Annotated in this window: 22 protein-coding genes; 7 read left to right on the top strand and 15 right to left on the bottom strand. The window is 49.9% G+C overall.

Translation table 11 applies throughout. The features are described from left to right. Position 1 precedes the first annotated feature (1 nt). A complete protein-coding gene (locus tag RYZ26_RS14925) occupies positions 2-601 on the bottom strand; it encodes a c-type cytochrome (RefSeq protein WP_317684033.1) in 600 nt (199 codons plus the stop codon). 376 nt (positions 602-977) lie between these two features. Between RYZ26_RS14925 and RYZ26_RS14920 the strand changes: the two genes are divergently transcribed. Continuing rightward, on the top strand, positions 978-3212 hold the full coding sequence (locus tag RYZ26_RS14920) for an ATP-binding protein (protein ID WP_317684032.1): 2235 nt from the start codon (positions 978-980) through the stop codon (positions 3210-3212). Positions 3213-3310: 98 nt separating this feature from the next. Here RYZ26_RS14920 and RYZ26_RS14915 read toward each other — a convergent pair whose 3' ends face one another. Together RYZ26_RS14915 and RYZ26_RS14910 are read right to left on the bottom strand one after the other, a co-directional pair. Continuing rightward, on the bottom strand, positions 3311-6073 hold the full coding sequence (locus RYZ26_RS14915; RefSeq protein ID WP_317684031.1) for an ATP-dependent DNA helicase: 2763 nt from the start codon (positions 6071-6073) through the stop codon (positions 3311-3313). Between the two features lie 144 nt (positions 6074-6217). Beyond that, a complete protein-coding gene (locus RYZ26_RS14910; protein ID WP_317684030.1) occupies positions 6218-6706 on the bottom strand; it encodes a hypothetical protein in 489 nt (162 codons plus the stop codon). A gap of 225 nt (positions 6707-6931) precedes the next feature. On the opposite strand from RYZ26_RS14910, the gene RYZ26_RS14905 reads away from it, so the two are divergent. The 3 genes from RYZ26_RS14905 (at position 6932) to RYZ26_RS14895 (ending at position 10942) form a co-directional block, all read left to right on the top strand. Beyond that, entirely contained in the window at positions 6932-8536 is a 1605-nt protein-coding gene (locus RYZ26_RS14905; protein WP_317684029.1) for a lysine--tRNA ligase, read from the top strand. Between the two features lie 2 nt (positions 8537-8538). After that, positions 8539-9819, top strand: coding sequence for a ferredoxin reductase family protein (locus tag RYZ26_RS14900; RefSeq protein ID WP_317684028.1), 1281 nt, complete (start codon positions 8539-8541; stop codon positions 9817-9819). Positions 9820-9961: 142 nt separating this feature from the next. Then, positions 9962-10942, top strand: a complete 981-nt coding sequence (locus tag RYZ26_RS14895) for a hypothetical protein (RefSeq protein ID WP_317684027.1) — start codon at positions 9962-9964, stop codon at positions 10940-10942. A 4-nt stretch (positions 10943-10946) separates the two neighbouring features. Here RYZ26_RS14895 and RYZ26_RS14890 read toward each other — a convergent pair whose 3' ends face one another. The 4 genes from RYZ26_RS14890 to queG all read right to left on the bottom strand — a co-directional run bounded on the left by RYZ26_RS14890 (position 10947) and on the right by queG (position 13800). Continuing rightward, a complete protein-coding gene (locus RYZ26_RS14890) occupies positions 10947-11348 on the bottom strand; it encodes a hypothetical protein (protein WP_317684026.1) in 402 nt (133 codons plus the stop codon). A 63-nt stretch (positions 11349-11411) separates the two neighbouring features. Beyond that, positions 11412-11915 (bottom strand): dihydrofolate reductase, encoded by a 504-nt coding sequence (locus RYZ26_RS14885; RefSeq protein WP_317684025.1) that lies wholly within the window; start codon positions 11913-11915, stop codon positions 11412-11414. Further along, a complete protein-coding gene (locus tag RYZ26_RS14880; RefSeq protein WP_317684024.1) occupies positions 11915-12709 on the bottom strand; it encodes a thymidylate synthase in 795 nt (264 codons plus the stop codon). Before RYZ26_RS14880 ends, RYZ26_RS14885 begins: the two co-directional genes overlap by 1 nt. 44 nt (positions 12710-12753) lie before the next feature. Further along, complete coding sequence (gene queG, locus RYZ26_RS14875) at positions 12754-13800, bottom strand: tRNA epoxyqueuosine(34) reductase QueG (protein WP_317684023.1); 1047 nt, start codon at positions 13798-13800, stop codon at positions 12754-12756. A 115-nt stretch (positions 13801-13915) separates the two neighbouring features. Here queG and msrA point away from each other — a divergent pair, with 115 nt between their 5' ends. Together msrA and RYZ26_RS14865 are read left to right on the top strand one after the other, a co-directional pair. Next, a complete protein-coding gene (msrA, locus tag RYZ26_RS14870) occupies positions 13916-14398 on the top strand; it encodes a peptide-methionine (S)-S-oxide reductase MsrA (RefSeq protein WP_317684022.1) in 483 nt (160 codons plus the stop codon). Between the two features lie 157 nt (positions 14399-14555). Next, entirely contained in the window at positions 14556-15293 is a 738-nt protein-coding gene (locus RYZ26_RS14865; RefSeq protein WP_317684021.1) for a response regulator transcription factor, read from the top strand. On the opposite strand, the gene RYZ26_RS14860 is transcribed toward RYZ26_RS14865, so the two are convergent. The 8 genes from RYZ26_RS14860 to purB form a co-directional block, all read right to left on the bottom strand. Beyond that, entirely contained in the window at positions 15290-16087 is a 798-nt protein-coding gene (locus tag RYZ26_RS14860; protein ID WP_317684020.1) for an ATP-binding cassette domain-containing protein, read from the bottom strand. The genes RYZ26_RS14865 and RYZ26_RS14860 overlap by 4 nt on opposite strands. Next, positions 16084-16791, bottom strand: coding sequence for an ABC transporter permease (locus RYZ26_RS14855; RefSeq protein ID WP_317684019.1), 708 nt, complete (start codon positions 16789-16791; stop codon positions 16084-16086). Before RYZ26_RS14855 ends, RYZ26_RS14860 begins: the two co-directional genes overlap by 4 nt. Before the next feature lie 6 nt (positions 16792-16797). Continuing rightward, on the bottom strand, positions 16798-17109 hold the full coding sequence (locus tag RYZ26_RS14850; RefSeq protein ID WP_317684018.1) for a hypothetical protein: 312 nt from the start codon (positions 17107-17109) through the stop codon (positions 16798-16800). Positions 17110-17111: 2 nt separating this feature from the next. Beyond that, on the bottom strand, positions 17112-17363 hold the full coding sequence (locus RYZ26_RS14845) for a MoaD/ThiS family protein (RefSeq protein WP_317684017.1): 252 nt from the start codon (positions 17361-17363) through the stop codon (positions 17112-17114). A gap of 29 nt (positions 17364-17392) precedes the next feature. Further along, positions 17393-18646: an NAD(P)/FAD-dependent oxidoreductase gene (locus RYZ26_RS14840; protein ID WP_317684016.1), complete on the bottom strand. Its 1254-nt coding sequence runs from the start codon at positions 18644-18646 to the stop codon at positions 17393-17395. Positions 18647-18797: 151 nt separating this feature from the next. After that, the gene (serA, locus tag RYZ26_RS14835) at positions 18798-20375 is read right to left on the bottom strand and encodes a phosphoglycerate dehydrogenase (protein WP_317684015.1); all 1578 of its coding nucleotides are present in this window, start codon (positions 20373-20375) and stop codon (positions 18798-18800) included. Positions 20376-20454: 79 nt separating this feature from the next. Continuing rightward, positions 20455-21621 carry a phosphoserine transaminase gene (locus tag RYZ26_RS14830; protein WP_317684014.1) on the bottom strand — a complete coding sequence of 389 codons (1167 nt, stop codon included), beginning with the start codon at positions 21619-21621 and terminating at the stop codon, positions 20455-20457. Positions 21622-21859: 238 nt separating this feature from the next. Beyond that, complete coding sequence (purB, locus tag RYZ26_RS14825) at positions 21860-23254, bottom strand: adenylosuccinate lyase (RefSeq protein WP_317684013.1); 1395 nt, start codon at positions 23252-23254, stop codon at positions 21860-21862. 420 nt (positions 23255-23674) lie between these two features. Here purB and RYZ26_RS14820 point away from each other — a divergent pair, with 420 nt between their 5' ends. Then, complete coding sequence (locus RYZ26_RS14820; protein WP_317684012.1) at positions 23675-24880, top strand: tyrosine-type recombinase/integrase; 1206 nt, start codon at positions 23675-23677, stop codon at positions 24878-24880. Positions 24881-25002 lie beyond the last annotated feature (122 nt).

Below are 25002 nucleotides of genomic sequence, written 5' to 3'. Positions count from 1 at the left end.
CCTATTGCTTTGAGGCCATGTAATCGAGAACGGCGTCATAGCCTTCCTGACCATGATCATCCATCAAGGCTTTCATTTTCTTCTTCTGTTTTTTCGACCATTCACGATCGCCAGAGAAGAAATCAGCCACCATAAAGTGCAGATATTGTTTCGTCTGACCCGCCATCACACCGATGCCGTCTGCCAGATAGCCATCGTCTTCATGGCATTTCTCACAGTAGTTCTGGAACAGCTTGCGCCCTTTTTCAGCCAGCTTTGGATCGAAGTCCTGCTTGTAGCGCGTGATCTTTTTCGCAGCGAAATAATCTGCCATCGCCTTGATTTCCGCTTCGCTATAGCCCTTAGCGATTCGGCCCATCACAGTCGAAGGACGTTTTCCACTGATGTAATCATTCATGGAAGAGATAAAGTAATCTTGCGTAATTCCTGCAATTGTCGGCGTTGCCGGACCATGGCTTGACCCGTCTGGCCCATGGCAGCCTGCGCAAGGCGCAGCAAGCGTTTCCACACTTGCCATATCGGCATTTGCATCGGCAGAAAAAGTCGTCATTGTCAGCAGCGCGGCTGCCATCAATGTCGGCTTAAGAAATGATTGGCTCATTCATGCCCCCTAGTTAAAGTTTTTCTAGTTACAAGGTTACCCATAACATAACTTTTAACTAATTAAGTATACTTTTTTATTATGTTTTTATAATATAAATACCACACAAGAAATGCAGTACAATAGCGTTTGCACACTGTGCTTTTGTGTTTTTCGCGCGCGCACATGAGATCACCGCAATGCAAAAACCTTAAAACCATAATATTTTTGACAAAATGGTCAGAATCAAGTTGTAGTTTTAAACAAAGGACTTAAACTCAATCCTATAAAAGGCATCACTTTGTGCGGAGAAAAAAGCCGAATGCCCGAAACAAAACGGACATGGACATTAAGAACAAAACTTTTGGCCACCTACCTTTTAATCGTAGGTGTCAGTATGGTTGTCCTTTTTACGGCGTTTGAATACCGCAACTATCACAATGCGAACAAACGATTGCACGAACAGATCCGCGAAATTGCGGAATTCCAAAGTTCTACCCTGTCCGTTCCGGTCTGGAACTTTGACGAACAGTCCATTCGCTTGGCCATGAGCACCCTTGCCAACAACCCCTATTTTATCAGCGGGACCTTGCTGGATGATTATGGCCATGTACTGGAACATGTCGGCCCGCAAAATGTGGAACCCAACTCCGAAGAATTAAAAGTGTCGCGCGACATTATCTTTTCGGGATCTGAACGCGATGAAGTCGTTGGCAAACTGATCCTGATCTTTGATGATGAACAGGTGAAAAACCAGGCCCTGGAACGTCTGATTTTTGACAGTTTCATCCTTGTGCTTCTGGCTGCATCACTGGTGGGCGGAACGTTTGTTGCGTCTCAACGTCTGATCGGCAAACCACTTGACCTCCTGCTTAAAGGGATTCGTCGCGCCAAGGCAGCAGATGATTTTGAAGCGGTAAAATGGGAATCTTCTGACGAGATCGGTCAAGTGATCACCGCTTTCAACGACATGATGCAGCATCAGGTGGAAACTGATGCCGCCCTTCGTGCCGCACGCAACACAGCCGTTGAAGCGGAAGCGCGCGTGAAAGATGCGATTGAAAATATTTCCGAAGCCTTCGTTCTGTTTGATAACCAGCAACAACTGGTTTTGTGCAACACCCGCTTCAAGGATTTCTACGAATATAACGACGAAGATATTGAACCGGGCATTGATTATAACCGTCTGATCGAACTGGATATCGAACGCGGTGTGGTCCCCGCGGTCGACCACTTTGGCCGTTCTTACCATGACCTGCGCAGTGCCTACAACTGGGATACCAGTGGGTCCATCGAAGTCGCCCTGACTGACGGACGTCACCTGCTCATCCGTGAACGACCCACACATGCGGGCGGCCGTGTAGGTATCCAGACGGACATTACCGAGATCAAACGCGCCGAACGTGAACTGCGCCGTGCCCGTGATGAGCTGGAACACCGCGTCGAAGAACGTACGCACGAACTGCAAGCCGCCACGACAGACGCGAAGAAAGCCAACCGTGCGAAATCCGAATTCCTCTCGCGCATGAGCCATGAGCTGCGTACACCACTGAACGGTATCCTTGGTTTTGCGCAATTGCTGTTGATGGATCAGCGTCATCCGCTGTCTGATAAACAATCTGAATATATCGAACATGTTCTCAAGGCCGGGAACCTGCTTTTGGAACTGATCAACGAAGTACTTGATCTGGCGAAAATTGAATCCGGCCGTATCAGTCTGTCCATCGAAAATATCGACCCAAGCAGTGTGGTCAATGAATGTGTGGATATGATCGAAGCTTATGCGGCAGAACAAAACATCGTCATTACCCACACAGGCAAGGAAGAAGCCGATAATTATGTGATCGGTGACTTCACACGCCTGAAACAGGTTCTCTCCAACCTGCTGTCCAATGCGATTAAATATAACATCTCCAATGGCAGCGTGACGCTGGATAGCTCGCCTGGTCCAAAAGGCTTCTGGCGTTTTACTGTGACCGATACGGGCTACGGGATTGAAGACGAAAATCTGGAACAGCTCTTCCAGCCGTTTAACCGACTGAACGCTGAAAACACCGACATCGAAGGCACAGGTATTGGCCTGACTATCACCAAACACCTGATTGAAATCATGGGTGGTGAAATCGGTGTAGACAGTAAACTGGGCGAAGGCAGCACCTTCTGGGTAGACATTCCATTATCTGACGAAACCATCATCCATGATGCGCCACAGGCAGCCGAAGATATGCATGATGCCCCCAAACGTCTGGATGGCAACAAGACCATTTTGTATGTGGAAGATAACCCGGCCAACATGCGCTTGATGCGTGAATTGCTGACCCAACTGCCACGCACCAACTTTGTTGAAGCCGGCACCGCTGAAGAAGGACTGGAACTGATCCGTGGGGACAAGCCGGACCTGGTCCTGATGGATATCAACCTGCCGGGCATCGATGGGTTTGAAGCCTTTGAAGTTATGCGTGATGACGAAGAAATGTCCGATATTCCAGTTATCGCATTGACTGCCAACGCCATGCCCCGCGAAGTCGATCGTGGTCGTGAACTCGGCTTTAAAGCCTATCTCACCAAGCCGATTGACGTGGCTTCTACACTGGCAGAAATCACCCGCGTGCTGGAAGAAAGCGAATCCTGACGTAGTGTGTCCCGGCGCAGGCCGGGACCTTTTAGAGGCCAGAGCGCTGACGCTTAAATGAATCTTGCCCTCGCCGGGGAACACGCTCCTAAGACTGCTTAGTTATCACACAAAAACTCGTGCACGCCCTTGATGGTTTCTGCCAATCCAGTGCGCACGACTTCTACCCCCTCAGGGAAAGCACCTAGCATTCGGGTTGGGGTCTGACGGTCCAACATCACAAAGACACCCCGATCCGTTTTACGACGCACCAGTCGGCCAAAGGCCTGTTTCATGCGCAGACGGGCAATCATCTCATCATAAGATCGCCCGGGGAAAGAACGTTTGCGCGCTTTGTGCAAAATGGTCGGGCGCGGCCAAGGCACCCGATCAAATACGATCAGATGCAGCGAATCACCCGGCACATCGACCCCGTCACGCACAGCGTCTGTCCCTAATAAACAGCTATTCTGTTCAGCACGGAAGATATCAATCAGTGTGCCCACATCCATGGTATCAATATGTTGAGCCAGCAACTGAATACCTGTGCGATCCAGCGGTTCAGAAATCTTCTGATAGACCGCACGCAGGCGACTAACAGCGGTAAAGAGCCCCAATGCCCCGCCCCCTGCGGCCAGGAACAATTCCCGATACGCTGTTGCGATCTGATCCATATTATCTTTACGGATGTCATCCACAATAAAGACTTTGGTTTGTTTGGGATAATCAAAAGGCGATTTCACCCCATGCAGCACCGCTGGCTTTGCCAGATGGGAAACCCCTGTGCGCGCAGCGGCTACTTTCCAGTCTGCTTCGTCATCCCCGCTGCCATCACGAAGGGTCGCGGACGTAATAGCCACACCATGGGATTTCTCGACAACCTCTTCCACAAATGGGATGGTCGGATCGACCCAGTGACGGTGCATCCCCACATCCATATCGCGCCCATCAATCCGGTCCACACTAAACCAGTCAACAAATTCCGCAGGAGTTTCGCTAAAGAGACTATCGAGCATGCTATACCAGGCAAGTACCTGCTGCACGCCACGACGATCCAGCGTGGCACAAACGGCTTCGATCCGTTGACGATTGGCGCTATCCAGTTCATCTGCCTCTTCATCCAGCAGACCGATCAATCCTTTCATCAAAGATTGCAAGGGCATACGAATTCTTTCCAGCTCTTCTTTTAAGCGATCAGCTGCTTCCAACAGATGTTCCACCGGCGGATGAATGCCTGCTTCCAAGGAAAAAGGGGAGTTGGTGTTTACGTCACGGGCATAGACCTGTTGACGCACACGACCCAAGAAACTTTCAAACGGCCCGTAAGGCTCTCCACCGGAAATGCGTTGATGCCAGCTGGGGCCGGGTAAGATACGCGCAGCGTTTAAAACCTCATCCAGGGCCTCTTCCATTTCCCGACCTGTGACCAAGTCTTCAATGCGCGCTTTCAGACCACGTGCACGCGATCGGCTGCTTTCTTCAGCGCCCAACAACCAACGACGCAGGTCCGCACCTTCCTGCCCCGATAAATGGGCGGAAAAAGCCTTATCGGCAGCATCAAAAACGTGATGACCCTCATCGAAGATATAGCGCGTCGGCAGCATGGCTTCTTCGGTCGATCCGAGGGCGGCCTGGATCATGACAAGGGCGTGGTTCGCCACAACCAGATCAGCCCGGCGTGCCCGGCGCACGGTCTTTTCGATAAAGCATTTGGAATAATGTGAACAACTGGAATAGACACATTCCCCCCGGGTATCGGTCATATCCACGGTCAGACGTGCACCCAGCAATTCCTTCAGCCAGGACGGAAAATCCCCGCCGATCATATCGCCATCACGCGTCGCCAGTGCCCAGCGGGCCATCAAGCCCAAGGCAGGTGCATCATCAGCACGCAGACGCAAACGTGACACCGCTTCTTCAAAATTCAGCAGGCAGAAATAGTTTTCCCGCCCCTTACGGATCACAATCTTGCGTTTCTTTTCGCGCGGATCATCATAAAGACGATCCAGTTCCCCGTCCAGCTGACGCTGCAAGTTACGGGTGTAGGTGCTGATCCAGACCGCCCCCTGGTTCTTTTTCGACCAGACACTGGCAGGTGCGATATAGCCAAGGGTCTTCCCAACCCCGGTCCCGGCCTCGACCAAAGCCATAGCGGGTTCACCACGAGCATTAGGGGCTTGAAAGGCTTCGCTGATGCATCCGGCGTAATCTTTCTGTTCCAAGCGTTCTTCAGACCCTGCGCCTAACAACTGGTCCAGACGGGCACGCGCTTCCACGGGTTCCACGGGCAGATGACCGGGTTGGGGCGGCGGTGGGCCTTCCACCCATTCTTTCAGTCTGTTCCAGACCTGTAAGGACCGGAGCAAAGCCCCACTGTGCGGTGCATCTTCCCCGCCCTGCCCCAGCACATTCAAAACGATATTGCCCCAGGACCAACCCGCCGTTTTCATCGCCCAGGCAATGGCAGCCGCATCCCGACCCGGCTGAGCGCGCAGTTCCCCCAGCAGCTGTTGAGCCGCTGTCAGCAATGTTTCGGTTTCTTCTTCAATTGATTTGGGGGCTGGCAGTTTTAGAACTTCTGCCAATCCTTTAGGTGTGGGCAAACAAAACTGGGCCGGGCGCACAAAGGCAAACAGTTCCAGAATATCCAGCCGGGGAAAAGGCCCGCAGCGCAAACGCCGCGCAGTTGCCAACGCATGGAGAACAAGGACGGGGACTTCACTGGTGGAAAGACGACGCGCACCTTCTTTTAACGAGAGCGTTTCAATCTCCCCTTCCGCACTCAGCCAACCGCAGGAGCGAACATGCGCGACCAACACAGGGGTCGCGGGCATGCGAATCGGCGTTACGGGTGGGAAAGATGGGTCGGTCTCAGCAAACATGGGCCAACAATACTGCCTGTCTGCGACAAATACCAGTCTTGGCGTTATGATTTTTTAAATGTTGCGAATCGGACGCACAAAATCGGCTTCAGAAATTGCTTTCTGACGCACAAAAACACTGTTTATGGATGTCAGGAAGAAGACTTACTCGGAGCCTTCTTCACCATCAATACCACCAGCACGATTTTGGTCACGGTTAACAGGATCGCTCTCTTTTTCGCGGATTTTATCAGCAAGGCGAGATTCGAATGTTCTAAACACAACGACTTCGTCTTCATTGCCAATATTTGCGGAAAGCATATCAATTACCACTTCGCGAACGGCATCAAACATATAGTCTTCTTTGCCGATCTTTTCGCCTGGAAGCTCTTGATATTGCTGACCAATCAGCTCACGGGCTTTATCCTCATCCATACCGAGAACTTTCATCAGCTCAACTTCATCCTGAGCCTGCTTCAGTTTTTCAGCGGTGGAAATAGCGATGCCGATACTTACAATATCTTCGATCTCAGCGGGATGTCCACTACCCTGCTGATACCCTTGATTGCTGCTGCTATCGGTTGATAGTCCATCTGGAGCCTGGACAATGTCCACGCGCCCGTCAGAGGACGTAATTGTCATATTGTTACCCATCGGAGTTCTCTCCTAATAAAAAACACATTCTGTCGATATCTATTATGGAATCATTTCGGAAAAACTTCAAGTTTTCTATAAACCCACAGTTCCCCTGGAATGATTATAAGCCCGTCATTGACGTCAAGCTATTGACGAACCCAAACGTTCTGCGTAGGTTTGCCAGCCCTCTAAATAGGGTCCTCTTTTAAACTTGTCATCTAAAATATTAAGGATTTTGCGATCATGCCGTCCGATGCCCCCGCACTTCATGCAAAAGAAGCCGCACATCACTCTAAAGCCTGGCCCTTTGTTGAGGCCCGCAACATCCTTAAACGTCTGAACAACAAGGTGCCGGAAAAAGGCTATGTGCTGTTTGAAACAGGCTATGGCCCATCCGGTCTGCCCCACATCGGAACCTTTGGCGAAGTTGCACGCACCACAATGGTTATGCGCGCCTTCCAGATTCTGTCCGATGGCATGCCCACAAAACTAATCGCTTTTTCCGATGATATGGACGGTTTACGCAAAGTGCCGGACAATATCCCGAATAAAGAACTGCTGGAACCACATCTGGGCAAGCCGCTGACGGCTGTGCCAGACCCATTTGGAACGCACCCCAGCTTTGGTGAACATAACAACAACCGCCTGTGTCAGTTCCTGGACCAGTTTGGCTTTGAATATGAATTTAAAAGCGCGACGAAATGTTATCAAAGCGGTGAATTTGATGACACGCTGCTGTCTATCCTGCGCAACCACGAAGCCGTCTGTGACATCATCCGCCCGACGTTGGGTGAAGAACGCCGCGCAACTTACAGCCCGCTTCTGCCCGTTGATGCAGAAACTGGCAAAGTCCTGCTGGCAAAAGTCGTTTCTACCGATCCTGACAACGGCACCATGGTGTACCTGAACGAAGACGGCAAAGAAGTCGAGACCAAGGTCACAGGTGGCGCGGTTAAATGTCAGTGGAAAGCCGACTGGGCTATGCGTTGGACCGCACTGGGCGTAAACTATGAAATGGCAGGCAAGGATTTGATCGAGTCCCAGAACCTGTCTTCCAAAATTGCCCGTGCAATTGGTGGCAAGCCACCCGTTCAGTTTACCTACGAACTGTTCCTGGATGATAAAGGTGAAAAAATCTCCAAATCCAAGGGCAACGGCCTGTCTATGGAAGAATGGCTGCGTTACGCGCCACCTGAAACACTGTCTTATTTCATGTTCCAGAAGCCAAAGACAGCCAAGCGTCTGCACTTTGATGTAATCCCCAAAGCGGTTGATGAATATGTCAGCCATGTTCAGAAATTCGACAGCGTTGAAGATGCCAAGAAACTGGATAGTCCCGCCTGGCACATCCACAATGGTCATCCAGAGGCGGACAGCCATTCACTTAGCTTCAACATGCTGCTGAACCTGGTGTCTGTTTTAAATACCGAAGACAAAAACGTCATCTGGGAATTCATCAAAAGCTACAATGCGGATGCGTCTGCTGAAAACAGCCTGATGCTGGACAAGCTGGTGGGATATTCCATCAACTATTACCAAGATTTTGTAAAGCCGAACAAAAAGTTCCGCAGCCCCACAGATGCAGAACGTTCAGCCCTTGAAGATTTGAAAGCCAAACTGGCTGAACTGCCTGCAGATACCGATGGCGCTGACGTTCAGTCCGTCGTCTTCAGCGTGGGTAAAGAACATGAGTACGAAAACCTGCGTGAATGGTTTGGCTGCCTTTATGAGATTCTGCTGGGTCAGGAAACCGGCCCACGTATGGGGTCTTTCTTCGCCCTTTACGGTCTGGATAAAAGCTGCGAGCTGATCGGCAAAGTGTTGGCTGGTGAAAGTCTGGAAGACTAATCATGCGGGTACTGGGCCTGATACTTATCATCGTATCTGTATTATGGCCCGTTCCCTATTATTGGGAACTTGCCGCCAAGCACGACAATATTGCGCTTTTTAGCCAGTATCTCGGCTCTGTTTCCCTGATCCTGATGGGGATCAGTCAGTTTTTGGCAACCCGCATGAAAGGGCTTGAGACTCTATTTGGCGGGCTGGATCGCATTTATCTATTGCATAAATGGCTCGGCATTTCCGCCATGGTCGCCATGATGTTTCATGACACCATCGATGCGGAAATGGACGGTCTTGGCGTTGAGACTTTTTTGGCCGATGCTGCAGAAGAAAGCGGAGAAATCGCCCTTTATGGATTACTGATCCTCGTTGTGATTTCGCTTACAACATTCGTTCCTTACGAACTGTGGAAAAAGACACATAAATTCATCGGCGCGTTTTTCGCCATGAGTGCCTTTCACTATCTCTATATCTTAAAACCGTTCGCCACCCTCGATCCACTCGGCCTCTATATCACGGCCTTCTGCGTACTGGGTGTGGTTTCATATGTTTATATGTTGCTACTGCATGGGGTGGTTGAACGCAAACATCCGTATCAGATCTCATCACTTGATCAGCACCACGATGTGTTTAAAATCCGCCTGAGCCCGCTTAAAAAAGGGATCAAGCATAAGGCAGGTCAGTTTGCTTTCCTGCATGCCAATCAGGAAGTCCATCCTTTCACCATAGCTGCAGGCCCGCAGGAAACACGTGAACTGACGTTCTATATCAAGCAATTGGGTGACTTTACCCAACAACTTGGACATGCCTATCAGGAAGGTGATACGGTTCATATCTCCCGCCCCTCCGGTCATTTCACAATTCGAAAGAAAACAAATCAGGTCTGGGTTGCTGGCGGCATTGGCATCACACCGTTTCTGGCCTGGATTGATCGTCTAAGTGAGATGCCAGATCAAATGGTTGATCTGTTTTTCTGTGTCAAACGCCGAAGCGACCTCGCTGCCTTTGATGAACAATTGAATCATCCGCAAGTCAGACTACATACGTTTGTCTCTGAAGAAGGCCATCGGCTGAACCTTGCTGCGATGGAAGAAATCCTTGGCTCTGAGCACGCTAACCCGCATGTTTTCTTCTGCGGTCCCAAGGCTTTGCGTGCCCTACTGCAGGAGAAATACAAAGTCACCTTTGAAGAATTTGAAATGCGATCCGGCCTGAGTCTAAAATTCCTCCTTCCTGTCGGAGAATGGCTAATGACTCTTATTCTGAAACGCATAAACCAGTCAAAGTAAGCATCATCATGGACCACCACGCCAGAAGCGAGTGGATTTTTCTCGCAAAATGCCCTAACCTTTAAATGTTTTAATACTCTAAAATCAATCAAAGATATAAGCCGAGAAAACTTCTTTTCAACTTTCTAGCCGGAGAGTCATCATGAGAACAAGTCGGATTATTTTATCACTCTTGATATTACCTTTTCTTCTTTCAAGCTGCATTACCACTAGTGAATTTGAAACCGACCTTTCTGAATTGGAAGATCGAAAATTTGACGATTGCTGGAACGATCATTTAACAGAAACCAAAGTAAAAGAAAAACTCGCTGCGACTGAGAACAACAGCGAGCAAACCATCGTCAGAAAGGGCATTCAGGAATTTTTCAATTGCTATCTCGGCCCTGAAGTTATGCCCACAGATGAAACAGCGCAAAAAGAACTTTTGCTATTGCGTCATCATGCCGTTCTCAGCATGCTTTCAGAATATGCGGCCTATAAGTTTGACGGCCAGGTTAAAGCCATGCAAATCATCCGGAATCCCGAATATAAAGACCGTGGCGAAGACGCACAGGAAGTTTTAGGTGCACTTCAGGAAACAGAACGTGCCATCCGTGCAGGCTCAAGCCTAGCGCCACCGCTATTTGCGAGTGATCGCACGGAATTTTCCAGTTGGACAGCTGACACGGCACATCGCCCACATTTTCAAAATGCCATTCAATATTTTGAATATCTGGACCGTATCATTCAAACCATGGACGTGGTGCGCAGAGCCAACAAACCCGCCATTGCCCGCCTATGGCGTTCAATCCTGAATATCAAAGATCTGGTCAACAACGTGACTTCTGCAAACCTTTCATCCAGCTTGGGAAGTATTAAGAGCCTTGCACTTAATGCAAAAGTTCTCAAGTCCGTTTATCCAAGCAATCGATTGGATTTGTTCAATTACTTAAATTGCGTCTCCACACGAGAAGAGACAGGTCAGAAGCCAGCAAACGGAACTTGTAAATCCAACTTTACCGAAGATTGGAAAACCTGGGATAACAATTTCCGGCGTTCATGTGATCGCCTTGCTGTTGTTATTGAAAAAGACGTCAAACTGAAATTGGACACAACAAAACTTTGCGTCCCACCAAGATCATAAAGACTTAAAACGACAGCCCCGCGACCAGGGGAACAGAGACGCCTGACTTGTCTTTGTTCTCCTGGTTATGTTCCTGGCTGCGTGCCTGCATTTCCTGTTGGATCGCTTCCTGCACAGCCTTTTCAATGGCAGCACGTTGTTCAGCGGGCAGTTGCTTATATTGTTCTTCTGACAAGCCCAATGCGTTCAGGATTTTCTCACGGATTTCCTTTTCCAGCTTTTCCTGCTGCATGTCAGACACATATTTGGCAAAGCCTTTATCCAAAATTTCCGCTTTGACTTCCTGCTGTTCTTTGACCATCGCGGCAAAGTCAGTGCCTTGGGCTTCGGGTTGGTTTTGTTTCTGGATTTTCGGCAGGTTCAGATTGACGCTATAGGTTCTGCCATCAACAACAATATCCATCATTTTTCCTTTCATCAAAAGACGTTAAGGAAAAATTAAGCAAATCTTGGACCATATAACCCCGGGTTATTTTCGATCAAAAACAACGAAGCTGTAATCCGGCTTTTTATCACCATCACCTGCATGATTTTCACGCGAGGTTTCAGCCCAAACTGCCTTATCCAATGCTGGGAAGCTGGCATCATGACCGTAAGACTTATGAATTTCCGTATAGTAAATCCGATCCGCCTGATCCATCGCCTGCTGGTAGATTTGCGAACCACCGACCACCATCACCTCCTCGGCATTTTTCGCCTCTGCCTCGGCAAAAGCTGCCGACAGGGCGGTCTCAAGGTCATGAACGACCATCACGCCGTCGGCCTGCCAGTCGGTATCACGTGTAATCACAATATTCAGACGTCCCGGCAGCGGGCGACCAATACTTTCAAAGGTCTTGCGGCCCATGATCATAGGTTTGCCCATGGTGGTGGCTTTGAAATATTTAAAGTCTTCCGGGATATGCCACAGCATCTTATTGTCTTTACCGATGGCACCGTTTTCAGCCACCGCAACAATCATGGAAATCCGCATTAGACAGCCACCGGGGCTGAGATATGACCGTCCGGATCGTAATCTACCAATTCGAAATCATCGTAAGTAAATTCAAACAGATCTTTTACATCCGGGTTCATCTTCATGGTCGGCAAGGATTTAGGCGTGCGGGTCAGTTGCAGGTCAACCTGTTCCATATGGTTGGAATAAAGGTGTGCATCACCAAAGCTGTGGACGAACTCACCCGGTTCCAGATCACAGACTTGCGCAATCATCATGGTCAGAAGCGCGTAAGATGCGATATTGAACGGCACGCCGAGGAAGATATCAGCGCTGCGCTGATAAAGTTGGCAGGACAATTTGCCATCGGCCACATAGAACTGGAACAAGCAGTGGCACGGCGGTAGAGCCATATCTTCGATGTTTGCCACATTCCAGGCAGAGACGATCAGACGGCGGGAATCCGGGTTGTTTCTAATCTGATCAATCAGTCTCGCAATCTGATCAACCTTTTCGCCATCGGGCGTTGGCCAAGATCGCCACTGATAACCATAGACCGGGCCCAGATTACCATTTTCATCGGCCCATTCATCCCAGATAGAAACCTTGTTGTCCTTGAGATACTTAATGTTTGTATCGCCCTTTAAGAACCACAGAAGCTCATGGATGATGGAACGCAAATGCAGCTTTTTGGTCGTAAGACACGGGAAGCCTTCGGATAGATCGAAGCGCATCTGATAGCCGAACACACTATAGGTACCGGTTCCGGTTCTGTCGCTTTTATAGACACCCGTGTCGCGCACATGGCGCATGAAATCCAGATACTGCTGCATGGCGGTGATCAGCCTTTAAATTTAAATGATAGTGAGTTGCCAATTTAGGCGTCGCGCCCACATTGGTCAAGGATGGACAGACACCATGTTGCGGTTTGGGAAATGACAGGATGTTCATCTGCCACCAATTTGGAAACTTCACCTGACAGTTCCGTCATTTTTGCATTCGCAATAGCGATCAGGACATTGCGGATAAAACGATGGCGTTTGATCCTTTTAACCGGATTGGCGCGGAAAAATTCCCGAAATGTCTCATCATCAAATGTCACCAGCTTGGCAAGGTCCGGCGTTCTGAATTCATCGCGCGGCTTATAGTCTTTTTCCGTCGTTTCCTTGGTGAATTTGGTCCAGGGACAGATGGCAAGGCAGTCATCACAGCCGTAAATCCGGTTGCCCATCTTCAACGCCAATTCCGGCTCAATCACCCCATCATATTCGATGGTCAGATACGAGATACATTTGCGCGCATCGATCTGGCCTTCCCCCACAAAAGCATCGGTCGGGCAGATATCCAGACAGGACGAACAAGACCCGCAATGGTTCTTTTCCGGCGCATCCGGTTCCAGGTCAAGGGTGGTGTAAATCTCACCTAAAAACAGCCAGGACCCAAAGTCACGCGAGACCACACAACTGTGCTTGCCCTGCCAGCCAACGGATGTTTGTGCCGCAATTGGCTTTTCCATCACAGGGGCGGTATCGACAAAGACTTTCAGTTCACCATCCCAGCGGGCTACCATTTCACGGGCCAGTCGTTTCAGACGTTTTTTTACCGTATCGTGATAATCCCGGTTTTGAGCATAGCAACTGATGACCCCTTTATCAGTTTCTTCCAGCAAATCCATTGGGGCATAATCCGGGCCATAGTTCATACCCAAAACGATGATGGATTTTGCCCCCTCCCACAAAACCTTTGGGTCGGCGCGGCGTTCTTCTGTCGTGACCATCCAGTCCATGTCACCATGATAACCCCGGGCGTTGAATTCCTTCAGGTCACGCTTGGCCTGATCGGAGGTTTGTGCCTTACAAAAACCGACCGTATCAAACCCCATGTCCAAAGCGAGGCTGCGGATTGTTTCTTTGATCTCTTCCATCGCAGCCTCCTTCAAATCTTCGTGATCACGTGCGAATTCTTATAAAGCCTGTTTGACAAAGAAGAAACACAGCTTATCTCTTTTTCAGGTCCGATTTATCGAAAAAGGAAAAACAATGGTCAAAGAATATCAAAAAGCCACCTTTGCTGCCGGATGTTTCTGGGGCGTCGAAGCGCGTTTTCGCGATCAGGATGGTATTGTGGATGCCCAGGTCGGTTATACCAGCGGTCATAAAGAGAATCCGACCTATCAGGAAGTTTGTAGCGGAACCACAGGCCATGCCGAAGCCGTAGAAGTTGTATTTGACCCGGATCGCGTCTCATTTGATGATTTGGTCATGCTTTTCTTTAACTTGCATGATCCAACCACACTGAACCGCCAGGGCCCGGATATGGGCACGCAATATCGATCCGGCATTTATTATCATAGTGACGCACAAAAAGATGTAGCTGAAAAAACAATTGCCCAGTTGGAAAGCCTAAAAACCTTTAACTCCCCGATTGTTACCGAAATCAAGCCCGCCACCACCTTTTATCGGGCCGAAGAATATCATCAGCAGTATTTCGACAAAACCGGACGGCGCGGGTCCTGTTACTAAGTAACAAACTGACGCCCACAGGGGGAGTGGTCATTCTTATGATCAACTAATAATAGCACAATGGCAGATTTTCCTGCGGTATCCGAACCTTAATAGTTGCACGCACCTCTTCTAAACCATATTATTTCAAAATATTTCAGCTTTAGAATTTGTGCATATGACAGAAACGAAACATATCCTCATTGTCGAAGACGACCCGGTTGTGGCCGATGTTGTCGCGGCCTGTCTTGAGGATGCGGAGTTTCATACAAGCATTACCGATTCCGGCCAGGCCGCGCTAAATATTATTTCAGATACCAATATTGATCTGTGTGTGGTGGACCTTGGTCTGCCAGATATGGATGGCCTGTCGCTAACGCGGGAAATCAAAAGCCGCAGCAACATCGGCATTGTGATTTTAAGTGGCCGTGGGGAAACCACAGAACGGATCATCGGGTTGGAAGTCGGCGCAGACGATTATCTGGGCAAACCGTTTGAACCGCGTGAACTGCTGGCGCGCGTACGAAGCGTCATTCGCCGCACCCAAGCCACCCCTGCCCAACCAGAATTGCTGCCGATTGATGCCACTGTGCAAGCCGGCTCCTACGATTTTGAGGGCTGGAAAGTCGATCTGTCATCACTTGAAATCGTTGGACCGGACGGCGCACAACCGCGTCTTTCCAGCAGTGAATTTACCCTGTTACAGGCCTTTATGGATCATCCCAACCGGGTCTTGACCCGCGACCAATTGCTTGATCTGGTCCATGGCGATAACACGCCTGCCTTTGATCGCAGCATTGATGTACAGATCACCCGCCTGCGCAAAAAAATTGAAAATGATCCAAAGACACCAAAGTTCATCAAAACGGTGCGCAATCGTGGTTATATGTTTACTGCCAAAGTGACCCGCGCTTAATCAGCTTTATTTCTCACCACACGCTCATCAATCCCACCGCCGGGATATGGGTCTTTGCGTTTCCACCACAGCAAGTCACCACGCACAAAAGCTTGCGCCAGATCGTTTTTCGGTTCTTCAAAAAAGTCCGCTGCTTTTGCCTTTTCCAGAATACGCCCGCGATGCAGAAACATTACATCCGTGCCCAATCGTTTAGCCTGACCCAGGTCATGTGTGGTCATAATGATCGTTGCGCCACCTGCGGCGATGGCTTCGATGGTTTCTTCGATGGAATGGGTGGCGCTTGGGTCCAGACTGGCGCTGGGTTCATCCAGAAACAACACATCTGGATCGATGGCCCAGGCGCGTGCCATGGCAAGGCGTTGCTGTTCCCCAAAGGAAAGGACGCGCGCGGGCTGTTGGGCCAAGCGTCCCAGACCAACTTTTTTTAAAACACTATAAGCACGGTCTTCGCGTTCTGCCTGTGGGACTTTTCGCAGGGACAAGGCGTATTCGATATTGGCAAGGGCCGTGCGCCGTAACATCACCGGACGCTGAAAAACCATGGCCTGGCGTTCCCGCGTGGCCTTTGAAAAAGATGTATCCCCATTCCAGCTGACATCACCCTTTAACGGGTCCAGCAAGCCGTGGCACAAACGCAGCATCAAACTTTTACCCGCCCCGTTTGCGCCTAAGATCATCGTGCGCGATCCAGCTTCAATGGTGAAATTCGCATCTTTCACCAAACGTTTGCCGCGTGCTTCGAAACACAGGTCTTTAACTTCCAGGGGAAGGATCGTTGGATTGGTAATCATGCCCCAATCCTTTTCTTCGCAAATTCACCCAGCCAATAAGCCGTCGCGTTAATGCCGAGCGATAAGGCGAGAAGAATGATCCCAAGCCCAAGGGCCAGCGCCAAATCTCCCTTGCTGACTTCCAGCGCAATGGCAGTCGTCATGACGCGGGTGACATGATCAATATTACCGCCCACAATCATCACCGCCCCCACTTCCGCACTTGCTCGGCCAAAGCCAGCCAAAATAGTGGTAATCAAACTAAAGCGCCCATCCCACAAAAGCGTAGGGATCGACCCCATAGGGCTGCAGCCTAATGAGAGAAGCTGTTCGCGATATTCCCCCCACATTTCCTGCACCACCTGTCGCGTCAGAGCCGCAATAATGGGCGTGATCAGAATGACCTGCGCGGTGATCATGGCAGCCGGGGTAAAAAGCAAACCAAAGACCCCCAGCGGGCCGGATCGTGACAAGACCAGATAGACGATCAGCCCGACCACCACAGGCGGCAGGCCCATCAGGGCATTCAGCATCACAACAACCGCGCGCTTGCCCCGAAACGGGATCAGAACCAGCCCGGCACCTAATGGCAGACCAATGAGAGCTGCGATAAAGACAGCACTGAGGCTGACCTGCAAGGACAGGCCGACGATTTCAACCAGATTGGCATCAAGCTGGACGATTAACTGAAAAGCTGCGGCAAAGGCAGACGAGAATTCCCCCACGGTGTGTTAGCCCCCACCGCGCTGAAAATATTTTGCCATACGTTCATATTCGCGGTGCGCGGTTTCTTCATCCACGCCAAAGAAACGGAAGGTCACGTGCGTTACAGGCAGGCACAGCAAAGCAATGCGGCGTTCGCCGACTTTGGACAAATCGATTTCGATCCGGCCATAAGGCGCATTTTCCACCACCACAGTTGCCCCTGTTCGTTCATCCCCCTTGGATGTAATGGTCGCCTCAGGGACCGATTTGGGCAGAAGGCGAAGGAGGTCACGATGGTTTGTGCCCATCTCGCGCGAAATCTCGATAAACTCGGCCAAGATCAGCCCCCGGCCACAGGGGGCCAAACAGCGAGATGGTCTTTGTCTTCCAGCAGGTGGGAGCCACGGGCTTCAGGCGCCAGATAATTGCCGTTCACCAGCACAAGGTGACACATTTCCGGCGGGACCTGATATTTATCCAACACATCGGTTACAGATGTGCCATCAGCCAGATCAATCTCAGCCTCATTTGCTGGCGTGCCTTCGGGCAGGTATTTTCCCAATTGTGCGTAGAGTTTAAGCGTCATCGTCATCAAGCTTACATGCTCCGTTATTTTTCGTCCTAAGTATTTTGTGTACAGGCAAGATAGGCGTCCATCACACGGGTGGGATCTTTCATCAGTTTAGCTTTCCAGTCACCCAAGTCTATACGACTTTGGATGAGGCCGCGCAAAACACCCACATGGTCCGTGCGCCCGATCATCTGCGCCCCGACCAGATAGTTCCCGTCAAATTCCAACCGGACATATTTGTAATTGGCCTTATCCAACAGGACCGACTGATCGCCGCCTTCAACACCATCCCACAGACCAAAGGAGACCGAGATCAGCCCCAATGTATCCAGCACGTTCATCACCAGAGATCCTTGATAACTGGTTGGAATACCTGCCATATTCAAGGCCGCAATGCGTCCATGTTCTGTCGCGGTGGGCTGAATGGCGTGCACCGACATACCGCCTGTTGAAAAATCAAGGCCTTGGGCCACATCCCCAGCGCCATAAACATCGGTCTGGGTCGTCATCATGTTACGGTTGATCAGAATGCCATCTTTCTGTTTCACCCCGGTATCTTCCAGAAAATCCACATTGGGGGCCACACCTGCGGCCACGACAACCAAATGCGCGGGGATTTGATGGCCGTTATCCAGATCAACCAGCAAGGTGTCTTCATCCACACCTGCATTGGGTTCAATCTGCGTGATCTTTGTGCCCGTATGGACGCTGACGCCTTTATACTGACACCAGTCTTTCAGCATGTTACCCGCATTGGCATCCAGCATACGTGGCACCATGCGATCACCCATTTCCACCACGGTCAGTTTGACGTTTCGAAGCGCCAAGGCTTCCAGAATGATACAGCCGATAAAACCAGCGCCCAGCAAGACAACGTGAGCGCCTTTATGGGCCAGTTCAATGATCTTGCGGGCGTCTTCCAGCGTCCAGCAGTGATGAACACCCGGTTGGTCCAGCCCTGCAATCGGCGGCTTGACGGGGCGTGATCCGGTCGCGACCAGAAGCTTGTCATAGCTTTCCACATCGCCATTACAGAGCGTCACCTGCTTCGCCGCTGTATCTACTTTTTCTGCCCGGTTCTGGCGCAGGGTAATCCGATTTTCTTCATAGAAACTGTCGGACCGTTTGATATGGGTGCCGGATTCTTCAATATTGCCGACCAGCAGATAGGGAATGGCCATGCGCGAATAAGGCAGTTCCGGTTCATCCCCCACCAGCACGATCTCACAATCCGGATCATTTTTGCGTAACGTTTGTGCCGCGCTTACCCCGCATGGACCTGCGCCCAGAATTACGTGTTTCATTTAAAACACCTCCCTAACCTGTCACGTGTATTTTTTAATTTGGGAAAGGGTATTCCTTTCATTTGAAACAGACAAGAAAATCCCATACGGCATTGCAACAAAAAAAGGACTGCCCACAACGCGCAGTCCTTTTCTTAATCATCAACGAGGATCAGAAGTTTAATGCTTCTGCCCGTGTGACATGAGGGATGTTTTTCACCTCTGCCAAAGTATCCTCGCTGATTTCCTGATCGACCTGCATCAAGCAAATCGAATCAGCCCCCGCATCTGAACGCCCCAAATGGAAGGTGGCGATATTGATTCCCGCAAAGCCAAGAGTGGACCCGATTTTACCAATAAAGCCCGGCTTATCCTGGTTGGTCACAAACAGCATGTGGTTGCCCACTTCGGCTTCCACCGGAATATCATTGATCTCAACAATGCGTGGTTTGGACCCGGTAAACATGGTGCCCGCAACGGACCGGGTTTGTGTTTCCGTCACCACGGTCAGTTTGATGAAGCTTTGATATTCAGCTGACTTTTCCCGGGTGACTTCGGTGATTTCAATATCACGTTCTTTGGCGATGGCAGGGGCACTGACCATATTCACACTTTCCAGCATAGGTGTAAGCAACCCGGTCAGCAACGTCGAGGTCAGAGGTTTCAGGTTAACTTCAGAAACAGCGCCTTCATATTCAATCGTTACCGACTTGATCCCGCTTTGGGTGATCTGGCCTGCAAAGCTGCCAAGCTGTTCCGCCAGTTTCATATAGGGTTTCAGCTTGGGGGCTTCTTCAGCAGAAACCGACGGCATGTTCAATGCGTTTGTCACCGCCCCGGTCAGCAGGTAATCCGAGATTTGTTCGGCGATCTGCAACGCAACCTTTTCTTGGGCTTCCGAAGTCGACGCACCAAGGTGTGGCGTACAGATGCAGTTTTCCACCCCAAACAGAATATTGGATTTTGCAGGTTCTTCGATATAAACGTCCGTTGCAGCCGCTGCGACCTTGCCGCTTTCCAATGCTGCTTTCAGGGCTTCTTCATCGACCAGACCACCACGCGCACAGTTAACGATGCGCACACCGTCTTTCATCTTTGCAATGGCTGCTGCATCAATGATGTTGCGGGTCTGTTCAGTAAGCGGCGTGTGAAGTGTGATGAAGTCAGCGCGGGCGAACAGTTCATCCAGTTCGACCTTTTCAATCCCCATGTCCTTGGCACGTTCAGGTGACAGGAAGGGATCAAAGGCAACCACGCGCATCTTCAAACCCATGGCACGTTCACATACCGCAGAACCAATATTCCCGGACCCGATGACACCCAGGGTTTTACCGAGAAGCTCAACCCCCATGAACTTGGACTTTTCCCAAAGGCCCGCGTGAGTGGAAGCGTTGGCCTGCGGTATATTGCGTGCGCACGCCATCAGCATGGAAATCGCATGTTCTGCCGTGGTGATAGAATTGCCAAACGGCGTGTTCATCACCACCACACCTTTACCTGTGGCCGCGACCTTGTCGATATTGTCCGTGCCGATGCCTGCGCGGCCAATGACTTTCAGGTTGGTCGCAGCATTCAGGATTTCTTCGGTCACCGTCGTGCTGGAACGAATGGCAAGGCCGTCATATTCGCCGATGCGGGCTTTCAGTTCTTCCGGGCTTTCCCCTGTGATCACATCCACGTCTACACCACGGGCTTTGAAAATCTCGGCCGCTTGTGGGCTCATTTTATCGGAAATTAGTACTCTAGGCATATCTTTACGATGCCTCCCTGTTTAGAAGTATTCATAAGAAAAAACCCACCGTCACGGCGCGTGACGATGGGCTTATCTGTTAGGAGTATTCAGCAGCAACCTGGGCAAGTCCCCAGTCCAACCATGGGGTCAGCAGCTTGAGGTCTGATGTTTCCACCGTCGCCCCCGCCCAGATCCGAAGACCGGCAGGTGCATCCCGGTAAGCACCAATATCGTAGGCCGCACCCTCTGCATCCAGCAGGCTGACCAGCTTTTTGGCTGCCTTGCCCTGATCTTCATCACTCAATGCCGTAAACCAGTTGGCTGTAATTTTCAGACAGACCGATGTGTTGGAACGAATGGATTTATCTTCAGCCAGGAAGCCAAAGTCGTCATTTGTTTCCACCCAGTCTTCCAGTGCTTTCAGGTTGGATTGTGAACGTGCGATCAACGCATCCAGTCCACCAAGACCTTCTGCCCAGTTTAGACCATCCAGCGCATCTTCCACACACAGCATGGAAGGCGTGTTGATGGTCGCGCCTGTAAAGATACCGTCGATCAGCTTGCCGCCTTTGGTCATGCGGAAAATCTTCGGCAGCGGCCATGGTGGCGTGTAGCTTTCCAGACGTTCCACAGCACGAGGGGAAAGAACCAGCACGCCATGTGCACCTTCACCGCCCATCACTTTTTGCCAGCTGTAGGTCAGCACGTCAATTTTGTTCCATGGAATATCCATGGCAAAAACAGCAGAGGTCGCATCACAGATGGTCAGACCTTCACGGTCATCCGCAATCCAGTCGCCATTTGGTACGCACACACCGGATGTGGTGCCGTTCCAGGTGAAGACCACGTCGCGGGAAAAATCAGCCTGGCTCAGGTCAGGAAGTTCACCGTATTCCGCTTTGAATTCGCGCATATCGTCCAGTTTCAGCTGGCTTTTCACATCGCCAACCCAGCCTTTGCCAAAGCTTTCCCACTGGAACATATCAACACCGCGCGCGCCCAGCATGGACCAGAGCGCCATTTCAACCGCCCCTGTATCAGACGCAGGCACGATGCCCAGACGATAATCGTCCGGAACACCCAAAATCGCCTTGGTGCGATCAATGGTGTCTTTGAGTTTTTCTTTACCGATTTTTGCACGGTGTGAACGGCCCAGCGCAGCGCCTTTTAATGCATCCAGTGTAAAACCGGGGCGCTTGGAACACGGACCTGATGAAAAATTAGGATTAGCCGGCTTCTCGCTCGGCTTGGCGACAGTACTCATGTCTGTATAACTCCCTTCCCAGACGGCCATTTCGACAATCACGAAGAGATATCTTTCATACCGCTAGTATGAAAGTGACCTTAATTACTTTTGGTCTCTCTCTTCCTTCACATCCTATGGCAAAAGAAGAGCTTCCTGATCCGTTGGGGGATCAGAGCCCACATCGGTCATACCAAATAAAAAGGGCTGGAGCAACGATGCATCCAACCCTTTTTAAAAGCGAATATTTTGGAAAGACTTACTCTTTACCAAAGACTCGTTCAAAGATCACATCCACGCGTTTGGTGTGATAAGAAACAGAATCTTCATCCAAAAGTGTCTTGAGCTGATCAACGCTCAAATGCTCTGTCAGGCCTTCGTCTTTGGACAGGAAGAAAAACAGGCGGTTGTCGTGGTTCTGTGCTTCGATCTCTGTCGCATCCATTTCGACTTCGCCGTCCGGGTTATCCGGATCGATGCCGTAGGATTTCCAAACGCGCATGGCGTTGCGCTGAACGATGCGGTAGCTGTCTTCACGCGATACATTGTTTTGTGTCAGGAACAACAAAACGCGCTGTGCATCGTGGATGCCGCCGAAGTTGTTCATGTGATCCAGCATGTTTTGTGGGTAAACAACCAGTTTCTCAATGGTGCCCGCCAGACGGCCAAGAGCGAAATCAAGTGTTACGGTTGCATCCGGGCCGATCATCCGTTCAACGGAAGAATGCGAGATATCGCGCTCGTGCCACAGGGCCACGTTTTCCAGCGCAGGTGTAACAGCCATACGAACCGCACGGGCCAGACCAGTGAGGTTTTCAGTCAGGATCGGGTTGCGTTTGTGTGGCATTGCGCTTGAGCCTTTCTGACCCGGTGCGAAATATTCCTGTGCTTCACGGACTTCGGTACGCTGCATGTGACGAATTTCAATCGCGATGTTTTCGACAGAAGAAGCGATGGTGCCCAGAACGCAGAAGTAGTTGGCGTGACGATCACGTGGGATCACCTGTGTGGAGATCGGCTCCGGCGTCAGGCCCATTTTCTCAGCGACATATTCTTCAACACGCGGGTCAACGTTGGCAAATGTCCCGACAGCACCAGAGATCGCACAAGTTGCGATTTCATCACGGGCCTGCAGAAGACGTGTGCGGTTACGATCCATCTCAGCGTAGAAACGGGCGAATTTCAGCCCCATGGTCACAGGTTCAGCGTGGATACCGTGAGAACGACCGATGCAAACCATGTCTTTTGTTTCTTTGGCGCGTTTTTTCAACGCAGCCAACAGTCGGTCCAGATCTTTAATCAACAGGTCAGCCGCCTGCATCATCTGTACAGAAAGACAGGTATCCAGAACGTCAGAAGAGGTCATGCCCTGGTGTACAAAACGTGCTTCATCACCAACGTTTTCCGCCAGTTCTGTCAAAAACGCGATCACATCGTGTTTCACTTCCAGTTCGATCTCGTCAATGCGTGCGATGCGCTCTGGCGTATATTCCTTCTGACCTTTGGACCAGACCACATCAGACGTGCCCGCCGGAACAACGTTGAGTTCTTCCATCTTGGTCAGGGCGTGGGCTTCAATTTCAAACCAGATGCGGAATTTATTGGCTGGCTCCCAAATGGAAGTCATCTCAGGTCGGGAATAGCGCGGGATCATACGGTCTCTCCTAGTAATCGTTTTTGCGAAGGCCCGTTTGATCATCAAAATACAAGGTTTCGCATGGATGTTGCGTGTGTAAAGGGGCGAGCCGAGTTCGCGAGATATGCCTGTATTTGAAATGACTGAGAACTGATTCTCTAAAACCTGATCAAGGTTCGTTACATAAAATGGGACAAACCGTTACATAAACCAGAGCTAAATCATTACAAATACAGGATTTATTCTTTTACAAGACAGAATAAACCAAACCCGACACTTGCCCTTCAAAATTTGCCCTGTTCATACAGAAAAGTAAGGGGGAATGCAATAACACACCTTATACAAAACACCTTTAGAACTTTCTTCTGTTGATCCTCACTTGTGTAACGCTTGACGCTCCTTGGATTGAAAGCAACCCAATCCATAGGAGAAAGCGATATGGCACCTCCCGCAAAACGCAAAATTCGCCTTACCGACAATTCAGTAAAGAAACTAAAAGAAGGCCGCACATGGGATAAAGAAATTGGAGGTTTTGGCGTTAAGGTTTATTCATCCGGTAAACGCCAATTCATCCTACGATATAAATCACCCGATAAAAAACAGCGCGAATTCCGCATTGGACAGTTCGGTGTCATCTCAGCAGATGAAGCCCGACAAAAAGCTAAAGTCCTCATCGGAAAAATCAGTGAAGGTGCAGACCCTCAATGGGAAAGAAAAATCGGGCTTGCTGAAGCCAAAACATTCAACTGTTTAATCGACAAATATTTGGCTTACGCTTCAGAAAGCCATAAACCGACATCCTTAAAGGAAGTTCAAACATACTCCCGCTTACACATCCGTAAACACTTTGGCGACATCCCCTGTCAGAAAATCTCCAAAGGGCTCGTACAACGCATCTATGACGGATTACAACAGTCTCCTCACTATCGAGCTAAAATCATTCAGTGGTCTCGCATCATCTGGGGGTGGGCAGAGAAAAGAGAACTCGTTGGCGAACAAAGAAATCCTTTCTGCATCGAAACCAAGGTTCCTGCCCCAAAACGAAGCCGCATTCTTTCAGAAAAAGAGTATCGTCAACTATGGGAAACCATAGAAAAATATCGATATAAAGGGGTTATTCCCAAAATATCTTTACTCGCCATGGAAATGCTGATCCTCACTCCTCTGAGGAAAAACGAATGCTTCCAGCTCAGGTGGGAGAATGTTCACCTAGAAAACAATAAAGTTGTGGTGACTGAACATAAAACTGATCGTTACGCCCAACCTTTGGAATTACCTATCTCAGAACCTTTAAGAGACCTGTTATCTCGAATTCCAAAATCCCCCCAATGGCTTTTTCCTGCACCTGATTCAAAGTCAGGTCATATCGAAAACATAGAGCACTCATGGACCCGAATTAGAAAAGAGGCTGGACTATACGAAGGGAAAGCCAGAATCACCATGCATGATCTCAGAAGGTCATGGAATAGTGTTGGAGCTAGCCTAGGTTACGATCCATCAACAATGGGAAAGGTTATTGGAAATTCCACGAGGGTGAATGCCGATCATTACTGGCACATTCAAGACAACATGAAACAATCCATTTCCTATTCTATTGCTAATCAGATTGCTGGTTTTAACTCAAAGCCTGATTTGAGCGATTGAAAGGTTTCAGACACCATTTCCCGAAGTGTTTCGGTAATACCCCCGATTTTTAGTGGTCCTTAGAAGTAGAATTTTCTCGTATATTAAGTGCAGGAGATTCGAAATGAAAAAACCAAGATATA

This window comes from Terasakiella sediminum (assembly GCF_033100395.1).
GTDB lineage: Bacteria > Pseudomonadota > Alphaproteobacteria > Rhodospirillales > Terasakiellaceae > Terasakiella.
This window is presented reverse-complemented; position numbering and strand designations above follow the sequence as displayed.